The 6,174-nt window shown below is 38.5% G+C and carries 8 protein-coding genes (1 of these 8 running past the window's edge); 5 read left to right on the forward strand and 3 right to left on the reverse strand.

Going from position 1 to position 6,174, the window contains the following annotated elements:
- Position 1: 1 nt before the first annotated feature.
- Positions 2 to 541, reverse strand: a complete 540-nt coding sequence (gene hslV / locus MMG00_RS00685) for an ATP-dependent protease subunit HslV (RefSeq protein WP_242149984.1) — start codon at positions 539 to 541, stop codon at positions 2 to 4.
- A gap of 260 nt (positions 542 to 801) precedes the next feature.
- On the opposite strand from hslV, the gene MMG00_RS00690 reads away from it, so the two are divergent.
- The gene (locus MMG00_RS00690; protein ID WP_242149987.1) at positions 802 to 1,578 is read left to right on the forward strand and encodes a HesA/MoeB/ThiF family protein; all 777 of its coding nucleotides are present in this window, start codon (positions 802 to 804) and stop codon (positions 1,576 to 1,578) included.
- 30 nt (positions 1,579 to 1,608) lie between these two features.
- Complete coding sequence (locus MMG00_RS00695) at positions 1,609 to 1,941, forward strand: hypothetical protein (RefSeq protein ID WP_242149990.1); 333 nt, start codon at positions 1,609 to 1,611, stop codon at positions 1,939 to 1,941.
- An 88-nt stretch (positions 1,942 to 2,029) separates the two neighbouring features.
- Here the strand turns inward: MMG00_RS00695 and MMG00_RS00700 are convergent, their stop codons facing one another.
- The gene (locus MMG00_RS00700; protein ID WP_242149993.1) at positions 2,030 to 2,614 is read right to left on the reverse strand and encodes a 2OG-Fe(II) oxygenase; all 585 of its coding nucleotides are present in this window, start codon (positions 2,612 to 2,614) and stop codon (positions 2,030 to 2,032) included.
- A 428-nt stretch (positions 2,615 to 3,042) separates the two neighbouring features.
- On the opposite strand from MMG00_RS00700, the gene MMG00_RS00705 reads away from it, so the two are divergent.
- From MMG00_RS00705 to MMG00_RS00715, 3 genes are all read left to right on the forward strand, one after another.
- Positions 3,043 to 3,579 (forward strand): CbrC family protein, encoded by a 537-nt coding sequence (locus tag MMG00_RS00705; protein ID WP_242149996.1) that lies wholly within the window; start codon positions 3,043 to 3,045, stop codon positions 3,577 to 3,579.
- A gap of 36 nt (positions 3,580 to 3,615) precedes the next feature.
- The gene (locus MMG00_RS00710) at positions 3,616 to 3,819 is read left to right on the forward strand and encodes a tautomerase family protein (RefSeq protein WP_242149999.1); all 204 of its coding nucleotides are present in this window, start codon (positions 3,616 to 3,618) and stop codon (positions 3,817 to 3,819) included.
- A 133-nt stretch (positions 3,820 to 3,952) separates the two neighbouring features.
- Complete coding sequence (locus MMG00_RS00715; RefSeq protein WP_242153197.1) at positions 3,953 to 5,104, forward strand: linear amide C-N hydrolase; 1,152 nt, start codon at positions 3,953 to 3,955, stop codon at positions 5,102 to 5,104.
- Positions 5,105 to 5,550: 446 nt separating this feature from the next.
- Here the strand turns inward: MMG00_RS00715 and MMG00_RS00720 are convergent, their stop codons facing one another.
- Positions 5,551 to 6,174: the 3' portion of a DMT family transporter gene (locus tag MMG00_RS00720; protein WP_242150002.1), read on the reverse strand. Its footprint extends 330 nt past the window's final position; the window shows 624 of its 954 coding nt (coding positions 331-954); the start codon falls outside the window, past its right edge — the gene reads right to left on this strand; it ends in the stop codon at positions 5,551 to 5,553.

Here is a 6,174-nt window from a genome sequence, read left to right on the forward strand (position 1 = left end):
ATTAGAAGCTTAGTTTCTCAAGTGTTAAATTCGTATTACTATAAATACAGACGCTTCCTGCGATCTCAAGGCTTTTACGGACAATCTCTTCAGCTGGAAGATCGGTGTTTTGTAAAAGAGCCAGCGCCGCGCTGTGTGCGAACATACCGCCAGATCCAATCGTTGCAATATCGTGTTCAGGCTCGATAACGTCTCCTAAACCTGAAATCACAAACGTGGCTGTTTCATCTGCGACAATGAGAAGCGCTTCAAGTTTGCGAAGCGAGCGTTCTGTACGCCAATCCTTAGCAAGTGCAACCGCTGCTCTTGTAAGATTTCCGCTATGTTGCGCAAGTTTCTCTTCAAAGCGTTCAAAAAGGGTAAAAGCATCAGCGGTGCCACCGGCAAATCCTGCGATCACTTTTCCGTTAAAAAGCCGACGAACTTTACGAGCGTTTCCTTTCATAATGGTGTTTCCCATGGAAACTTGACCATCTCCACCGATGACGACTTCATTACCGCGGCGTACCGCACAGATGGTTGTTCCTCGAAATTGTTCCACAATTAACTCCTTATTCGTTTTAGAATTGCATGATAGTATAATGTGGCGCTTCTTAGAGATTTCAAGAGAGCGTTTAAAAACGAATGTTATTTATTCAAGAAATTGTTTAGGTTTTTAGATAAATTTAAACGGTAAATAGTTGAGTAAAAAGCCCGAAAATCTAACACTTTGAATTAAAAGATCATCATGATGCTGCTCTTAAATAGTATCATTTGTCATTCGGTAAGAGATGGCTGATCTATCTAATGGGAGCTTAAATTGTGATAAAAATTGATGAGGCATCATTAACTGATACAGAATTGCTCCGTTACTCTCGGCATATCATGCTCGATCAATTTGATTTAGAGGGGCAAGCAAAGCTGAAAGCCGCTCATGTTGTAATTGTGGGATGCGGAGGTTTAGGTATGGCGGCATTACCGATACTCGCTGGCGCCGGTATTGGAGCCATTACTTTAATTGATTTTGATACCGTGGATATTACCAATCTACATCGTCAAACTGGTTACAAGATGAATGATGTGGGGCTTTCAAAAGTTCAGCAAGCGAAAGAACACTTAATCGCTTTAAACCCTAATATAGATTATCGCGCTATTGAGCAAAAGGTCTCTTTTCGGGATTTAGTAACGCTTGTTGCAGGCGCTAGTTGTGTTTTAGATTGTAGCGATAACTTTTCACTAAGAAAAGATCTTAACCGCGCATGTCTGCATAATCAAGTGCCGTTAATCTCAGGCTCAGCCGTGCGTTATGAGGGGCAGTTAACAATATTTGATTTTAGAGATGATGAGAGCGCTTGTTATGAGTGTCTTTTTAGTGGAGATCATGCTGATGATGGTAACTGTGCGCTATTTGGGGTTTTTTCCCCTGTTGTACATATTATCGGTGTTACTCAGGCACAAGAAGCATTAAAGTTAATCCTTCAAGTAGGGACTATCGCCACAAAGCGAATTTACCTCTATAATGCATTAGAATTTAGTTGGCAAAGTTTTGGATACCATAAAAACCCAAAGTGTCAGGCCCACGATCATCCAATAGATTAAAAGATTACGGTAGAGGGATTATTAAAAAGTATGAAAAAATCGTTACTCATAAGCGCATTAGGGGCTTTAGTATTTGCAGGATGTTCATCAGCGCCTAAAAGCGTGAGCTATGCAGATTATAAAGAGACAAACCGTCATGATACTGAGCTTGTCTCTGATAAACATATTGATAGCTATGCCGCTTGTGTGCGTGACGGTTTAAGAAGCTACCAACCTACTGAAACAAAGCTTTCAGGCAATGGGATTCGTTTAACGAGTCAAAATCATTTTGTAGTAGAGATCTATAAGGCGATTGATAGCACTTATGCAAGAGCTGATAGTGAAGATCAGAAGATCGTAAGTGTGCTTCAAGGTTGTAAGTAAGAGCAGTATTGAATATATAAAAGGCACTGTTTCATATGGAACAGTGCCTTTTTTCTAGATAGAAAAATGGAGAATTTTCTATCTATATTTATAAAAACTGTTGTGTTAAAAACCAGCCAGCAATACTCTCTCTTTGGCAGCTTGTAGGCAGAACTTCGTGGGGAAACTCCTCAGACATAAAGAAGATCATGCGTCCTGATAGCGGTTCAAGTTTGAGTAATTCGTTATCTTTACCATCGTACATTACAAGCTCGCCACCATCGCCTAATTCCCATGATTCATTCATATAGAGCACTGTGGTAATTTTACGTCTATTTTGATCTCGTGCATTATCAATATGTTTTTTGTAAAAAGCGCCGCTAGGGTAACGGCAAAAATGGGTTTCAAAATCTCTTAATCCTAAATAGCATTGGCTATTGAGGACTTTTCTAATCTCATCCATTTTTTGCATATAACTAGCAATAGGATCACTCATCTCAGGGTCTAGCCAAAGTGTTAAGTCACCACGAATAGTTTTGTTACCTTGCAAGGTGGATTGTCTACCAATACGAGCATCATGAAGTGTTTCAGGAATACTCTCTTTAATCGCTTTGATGTGCGATTTATCTAAAAAATCATCCCAGACAAAAAATCCCTGAGAGGAGAGTGAATCAATTAAGTGAGGAATCGTCATCGGTAACCTCAATGATCAAGGGGGATAATTTATTCTTATACGTCTATTTCGTCAAAAAGCGTAAATTAAAAATTTAAATCAATAGAGCCGGCAACTTAAGGGGCGCATTTTTGGCGCATCTGCTTTTTTTAAATTGGTAAATTTTATTTTTTTAGAGCCTTTTATTGTTGGAAAAGTTTTATGAAAAGAGATGAGAAGAATGGGTCATCATTCTAAGCGCTTAATGCCCCCTTCGAAGATCTTTAGAAATTTCGCGACATCCATTCTTAAGGCTTTTTTTATAGCCTTTTGTGGGCATTGCTCTCTATTCCCTTAATCAATTAATAAATACAATAGTTAAAGAGAGAATGATAAGATGCAAAAGAGCTGTTTTTAAAGATATATCAAGAATATTCAAGTAAATTGTTGTTGGGAGAGTTCTAACGAGTATGCAATATCCCCATTTTAAATATCATCCGAATGCTTATAAGCTAGATCTCTTTGCTCAAGAGGAAGGAGTTTGTGATGTTTGTAATGAGCATCGCTCTTTAAAATATGAAGCATCATTTTATGCCGAAGAGGATCCTAATTATATCTGCCCATTTTGTATAGCTGATGGGAGTGCGGCAAAAAAGTATGAAGGCTCATTTAATGATTATTGTGGGATTGAGGGGATATCGCCCGATCCGGATGATCCTGCGCCTAAAATTCCGCAAGAGATGTTATTAGAGATTTGCGAAAGAACACCAAGCTATTTGAGCTGGCAGCAAGAAGTGTGGTTAACGCACTGCAATGAGCCTTGCGCGTTTATTGATTATGCCGATACTAAGAGTATCGAGCCTTTTAAAGACGAGATACTCTCAGAGTTAGACACATTTATCAGCGAGGAAACATTGGATTACATTAGTAAAGATGGGGACTGTGTGGGATATCTATTTCAATGTGTGCAGTGTGGAAAGCATAAATTACATGTAGATTTTAGTTAATCATCTTTAGGGATGTTAGATAAAAGGAGTTTCAAAGTGCCATATATTAATGTGAAAATTACCAAAGAAGGTGCAACAGCTGCACAAAAAGAGGCGATTATTCAGGGAATGACGCAAGTGCTTGTTGATGTTCTAGGCAAGAATCCGGCAACAACTGTTGTAGTAATTGATGAAGTGGAGATGGAAAATTGGGGGATTGGCGGTATGCCCGTTTCTGAGTTTCGTAAAACCATTAAATGATTACGCTTCATACTACGTAGAAGAGGTAATAATCTCGAATCATAAGCCTCATCAATAAACCTTAGAGGTACCATTTAAGAGAAAATAAGGAAGATCAATCATGAATCATGTTAAACATCCTAAACTCACCCCCATGAAAAAGCTTGTTGTTAGTTTAAGTGCGGCATTAATGTTAAGTGCATCCATTGCTGAGGCTTGTACTAGAGTTGTATTTCACGGTGATAATAACCGTAATATTACAGCAAGATCTATGGACTGGAAAACGGATATTGGTACAAATTTATGGATTTTACCCAAAGGTGTTGAGCGAAATGGAGAAGCGGGCGATCGTTCAATTTCTTGGAAAGCAAAATATGGTAGTGTTGTAGCAACTGCCTACGATATCGCAACTACAGATGGTGTTAATGAGGTGGGGCTCAATGCCAACCTTCTTTGGCTAGTTGAGTCTGAGTATCCTAGTCTTGCCTCTCTTAGTGAAAAGCCTACATTGGCAATTTCATTATGGGCGCAATATATGTTAGATAATTTTGAAACAGTGGCAGAAGCGGTAGACTTCTTAAAAACAGAACCTTTTGTGATCGTAACAGGTGAAATGCCGGGAGAAACGCGATTGGCGACATTGCATCTCTCTCTTTCTGATGCAACAGGGGATAGCGCCATTATTGAGTATATTAATGGTGAGCAGGTGATTCATCACAGTCGAAATTATCAAGTCATGACGAACTCGCCAACTTATGATAAACAATTAGCTATGAATGAGTATTGGCAGCAAATAGGTGGAACAACGATGTTGCCGGGCACCAACCGTGCGGCAGATAGATTTGCGCGTGCTTCATTTTATATTAATGCAATTCCTCGAAATGGTTCACAAAAAGATTCATTTGCCAGTGTCTTTAGTGTGATTCGTAATGTCTCTGTACCTTTTGGTTTAAATACAGAGGAGGAGCCGAATATCTCTTCAACAAGATGGCGCACGGTTGTTGATCATCAAGCTCAGCTCTACTTCTTTGAGTCAGCGATTTCTCCTAATGTTTTTGGGGTTGATTTAAAGAAAATTGATTTTTCACCTAAAGCCGATAACGTTAAACGTTTAGCATTAGGGAAGGACCAATCTCAGATCTATTCTGGTGAAACCTCGTCAGAGTTTGTAGTAACAAAACCTTTTACCTTCTTAGGTGTGACGGAAGAGGAGCTACAAACTGAAATCGCGAAGCAAACAGCTGCTGTAAAAAGTCTGAATACTGAAGATCAAGCACAGTTATTAGAAAATGAAAGTTCTCATTAGGGTCTGTTGAACATTCAAAATTTAATCACAATAACCTATTGAAAACATGATGACTATTGCAGTTTTCAGAGAATAAATCATTTCTTTTAAAAAACAGTTTGTTATAGACCAATGTTCAACAAGCCCTAATATGCTTTGCATATCAAGGGACATCAAGTAGCAATATTTTGATAGCTAAAAGAAAAAGGTGAAGGGAATCTCTTCACCTTTTTTGCGATCTGAGTAATGGGGAAGAAAGTTATACTAATAGTATCTATCGTCGATTTGGTTTAAGAAACTCTGCTTTAAAAGTGAAATAGTACGGCATGTGAATAAAATTAACTTGCGCGATGCCGGATATAATTATTCTTGCGTTTCTCATAAATTTTCTCATAACTGATATGCCGGCAATCTAGTGCAGTTACTTTTAAAACGATTTTACTGTACTCATAAGATTGATAGAGTTGCTAAGCACTATGGTGGGGTCTGTTTTTCCTTTTTTTTATTACATGATGACCAACTGCCGTAAACATTGCGCCTGCAACAACGACAAATGCGCCAATATAACCGAGGATATTAAGCTCCGGAAATAGGAATATTTGAGGCCACAATAACGCTAATATATCAGAGAATATAAGGGTAAATAAGGGCGTTAAGGTAATCATGGCACTCACTTGCGATACTTGCCAACGATTCATCGCTTCAGCTAATGCGCCATAACCCACAATCGTATTGATGCCACAATAGCCAAGTAGTAAGAGTTGGAAGAGGCTTAAATTCATGATTTCACTTAATTGTGCGAAAGGAAATAATAGCGTTAGGCAACCAAAATAGAGAATTAAGAGAATTTGGGGTGATTTAAGATCTTTAAGAAGAATCTTTTGTGCTAATCCATAAATCACCCAAACAGTTGCTGCACAAACAGCGAGTAATACTCCTTTAGAGTAGGTCGTTAACTGGGTTAAGATTTCAATAATGCTGGTATTAAAAAAGAGCCCAAGCCCAATAATTAAAATGATGACACCCAGGATCTGGCTTGGTTTTAAGCGTTCTTTAAATACAATTAATCCGGCAAGTAATAGACCAACGCT

The sequence above is a fragment of the Ignatzschineria rhizosphaerae genome (assembly GCF_022655595.1).
Classification (GTDB): Bacteria; Pseudomonadota; Gammaproteobacteria; order Cardiobacteriales; family Wohlfahrtiimonadaceae; genus Ignatzschineria; species Ignatzschineria rhizosphaerae.

Excerpts from the sequence above, each read along its gene's own strand:
- MMG00_RS00695 (WP_242149990.1), top strand. The coding sequence starts at position 1,609 with ATGAAAAAATCGTTACTCATAAGCGCATTAGGGGCTTTAGTATTTGCA.
- MMG00_RS00700 (WP_242149993.1), bottom strand. The coding sequence starts at position 2,614 with ATGACGATTCCTCACTTAATTGATTCACTCTCCTCTCAGGGATTTTTT.
- MMG00_RS00705 (WP_242149996.1), top strand. The coding sequence starts at position 3,043 with ATGCAATATCCCCATTTTAAATATCATCCGAATGCTTATAAGCTAGAT.
- MMG00_RS00715 (WP_242153197.1), top strand. The coding sequence starts at position 3,953 with ATGAAAAAGCTTGTTGTTAGTTTAAGTGCGGCATTAATGTTAAGTGCA.